Raw genomic sequence first — 3352 nt, forward strand, 5'->3', positions numbered from 1 at the left:
GCCAACGTTCCCCGGCCCAGTGTACGGCGGTGAGGCATGCCCCGGGCAAGGGCGGTCCTGCGATGTCGTGCACGGCACCCGGTCCGACGCGCACCGGACGTGGGCGTCGGCCTTGTTGCCCGGCGCGGGCCGGGCCGAGGCGATGACCAGGCGGGTGTCGGCGTCGATGATGACCTGCACGTTCGCCGAGAACCGGTAGTTGCGGCTCGAGGTGCCGATCTTCCGGTCACGGACCGGGACCAGCCGTCCACGAACCACAGCCGTTGGACGTCCGCCACCGGCCGCGGAGCCCGCTCCAGCGCAAGCAGCGGGCCCAGTCGCTGGACGATCCGGCAGACCGTCGCCGGGGAGATACCGAACAGCCGGGCGAGCTGCCGCATCGTGAGGTGGGTGCGGCAGTGGACGGCCACCAGGTGCACCCCGTCCGCCAGGGACAGGCACCATGGCCGGCCACCGCCCGGACCCTTCCCGCACCCTGTTCTGTCGTCATCCGCGTCCGATCTCCTGGTGCAGTGCAGGTGCTCTCGGAACGCCCTCCACGAGTCGTCGGGAAGTGGCGTTGTCGGTGGGCTCTGCCAGGGTGTACGTCGTGGATGAACTGGTGGAGCGCGTCGACGATCAAGATCGTGTGCTGGGGGTGGTGGTCAGCCGCCGACAGGCCATCCGGGAGGCTTGGCTGCACCGGGTCGCCGTGACGGAATGTCGTGATGAGCGCGGGCGGATCCTCGTCCACCGGCGGTCGGAGCGGTTGTCGCGCTTCCCCGGGTTCTACGAGGTCGTGGTCGGTGGCGCCGTTGATGTCGGTGAGACCTATGAACAGGCCGCTGCGAGGGAGCTGGCCGAAGAGCTGGGTACTCGTGTGCTGCCGCGCTTCCTGTTCACGTTCATCAACCGCAGCGGTTTGAGCCCTCACTGGCTCGGCGTGCATGAAGCCGTGGTGCCGGATGCCGTGGTCCCCGATCCCGCTGAGGTCGCCTGGCATGACTGGCTGACGGAGCCGGAGCTGCGGTCGGCCCTGCGGGAGTGGTGCTTCACCCCCGACAGCCACGAAGCCTTCAGCCGGTATCTCGCGTTCCGGACCGCGCAGTCCTGACCTTGCCCGCCATTGCTCGCGACAAAGAGGTCGTCTCGATCGGCGATCGTGCTCTCTACAGCTCGGACGAGCCGCCGACGGACACATGAGCGGCCGTCTACGGGGCCTTGAACTACCGCCGCAAGTCGGCCGGCGGGGCGCCGCGGTTCGGCTCCGCCCACTTCCGGCTGACGGCCGACACGCTGGCACGGACCACGCTCTGCCGTCCGGACAGCCCCGCTGAACCCACGGACTTCGGAGGCGCGGACGGCATGACGCTCGTCGAGCTTGCCCTCGCCGACCGCCAGGGATGACCTCGACGACCACAGCGAGGCGCAGCCGCACGGGCCGGTCCGGCCGACTGCCATGCGGATGCGCTGGTCCTGGATCCCTGCTGGAGTGGCACCCCGGTTTCGGCTCGGAGTCGAGGAACTCCGCCGTCATCCCGGCTACCGCGGCCAGGAATGCGTCGACTTGGGCGTGCAGATCGCGGTCGACGGCGTACTCGATCCTCGCATCGTCGTGGCACATGGAGTCGAACGCCACGAACAGGATGCTGGTCTCGGCCTCGAGCACCTGTGGCCGGCAACCCTGCCACAGGTACTCCAGCCTGATTACGCGTAACCGTAGGCGGCTCTGGACCCGGGCGGGTGGCCGCAGCGCTGACGTGGGTGATTCAGCGCATCGTGCTGGCGGACCGGGTTGAGTAGCTGGGCAAGGACTCGCGGAGGCGGAAGCCGAGGTGCCCCGCCCGGCGGCGGCCTCAGCAGGAGGCCGTTGCCCGGCGCGAGGCACGCCGGCACCAGCGTCGGCGGCCGAGCACGTCGGAGAGGCGCTGGAGCGGATCGCAGCCCAGGTGGCGCCGCAGCTCATTTGAAACGCGCTCCACATACGTGTCCCGCCTCACTATCGAGGCCGCTGGGCAACCCTTCCGGCGCTGAAATCTTCTCCTTGAGATGAAGATCCTGAAGAGGCGGCCTCGCCTGCTCATACTCCTGACCCTGGCCGTGGTGGCGGCCGTGACGATGACCGTCGCCATGGTCATCCAGGCGAACAAGATGGAGACGCTCTCCCCGCGCGAGGAACGTGACCGGGCCGCGTCTGGGGCAGGCGTACCGTCGGGGCAGGTGGACTGCCAGAAGGCCAAGTGCATCGCGCTCACCTTCGACGGCAACCCGGGCGAACCCACCGACCGACTGCTGGACCTCCTGAAGGAGTACAGGGCGCCGTCGACGTTCTTCCTTGAGGGTCGGCGCATCCACGAGTTCCCGGCTGTGGTGCGGCGGATCGCCAAGGACGGCCACGAGATCGGGGACCACACCTGGACGCACGCGGTGCTGACCGATGTCTCTGATGCGCAGATCCGCGGCGAGCTGCGCCGCACGGCACGGGCCATCTCTGACATCACTGGCAGCGAGCCGACGCTGATGCGCCCGCCCCAGGGCCGCACCGACGACCGCGTCTCCAAGGTGTCGAAAGAACTGGGGATGGCGCAGGTGCTGTGGACGGTGACCGCGAAGGACTACGAGACGGACGACACCGCGCTGATCACCAAGCGCGTGCTCGACGGCGCCGACCGCGACGGGATCATCCTGCTCCATCCGCTGCACAAGGGCACCGTGCCGTCCGTGCCTTCCATCCTGAAGGCGCTCAGCAAGCAGGGCTACACCTTCGTGACCGTCTCCCAGCTGCTTGCTCCGGCCAAGGCCGAGCCCGGCAAGATCTACAAGTGACTGACGACGCGCGAGCGTCCGCCTCCTTGGGCCCCTCGCCACCACGGGAGCGGCGGCCACCGGTTCCGCCGAACTCCGGTGACTCCTTCGGCATCCCATTCCAGGTGTCGCCGGTCGTGGGGCAGGCTCGCGACGTCCAGGGACGCCCAGGCGCATCCACCCCAACTGTCGCTCTCCGCCACGCGCGGATCGGGATGCCGTGCTCGGTGAAGCAGGCCGGCCTTCGCGCGGCCAGTGCCAGGGCGCCGCGGGCGGTGGGCTCGACGCTGCAAGGCCTCGAACGACAACCGGCCCACGTTCGGTGGCCCAGAGGGACCATTCGCCGTCGGGGACCGGACTGTGCGGCGACTACGCCTCGGCGCACGCCATCAGTCCGGCAACCGGTCCTGGACCCGCGCCCCTCCGGCAAATCGACGCTCAGGGGCGGACGGGTCCAGGAATGAAGCGAGCGGCCGACCGGGCCCGATCACGAGACGTGCGTATGCGCGAACATCGGGACCCCGGGGGTACGGGTCACAGCGCACACGCCCCGTGCGCGCGAGGGCAC

Annotated in this window: 2 protein-coding genes and 2 pseudogenes; 3 read left to right on the plus strand and 1 reads right to left on the minus strand. The window is 69.4% G+C overall.

Annotation, left to right across the window (positions count from 1 at the left end; all coding sequences use genetic code 11):
* A pseudogene (locus ACWEBX_RS38305) lies at nt 1–470 on the minus strand (helix-turn-helix domain-containing protein); the annotation flags it as partial.
* A 119-nt stretch (nt 471–589) separates the two neighbouring features.
* On the opposite strand from ACWEBX_RS38305, the gene ACWEBX_RS38310 reads away from it, so the two are divergent.
* From ACWEBX_RS38310 to ACWEBX_RS38320, 3 genes and pseudogenes are all read left to right on the plus strand, one after another.
* Nucleotides 590–1093 (plus strand): NUDIX domain-containing protein, encoded by a 504-nt coding sequence (locus ACWEBX_RS38310; RefSeq protein WP_451889340.1) that lies wholly within the window; start codon nt 590–592, stop codon nt 1091–1093.
* Between the two features lie 95 nt (nt 1094–1188).
* Nucleotides 1189–1696: pseudogene (locus ACWEBX_RS38315) on the plus strand (DUF3626 domain-containing protein); the annotation flags it as partial.
* A gap of 332 nt (nt 1697–2028) precedes the next feature.
* Nucleotides 2029–2805, plus strand: coding sequence for a polysaccharide deacetylase family protein (locus ACWEBX_RS38320; protein ID WP_451889341.1), 777 nt, complete (start codon nt 2029–2031; stop codon nt 2803–2805).
* Nucleotides 2806–3352: the final 547 nt, after the last annotated feature.

Source organism: Streptomyces sp. NPDC005070, assembly GCF_053600395.1.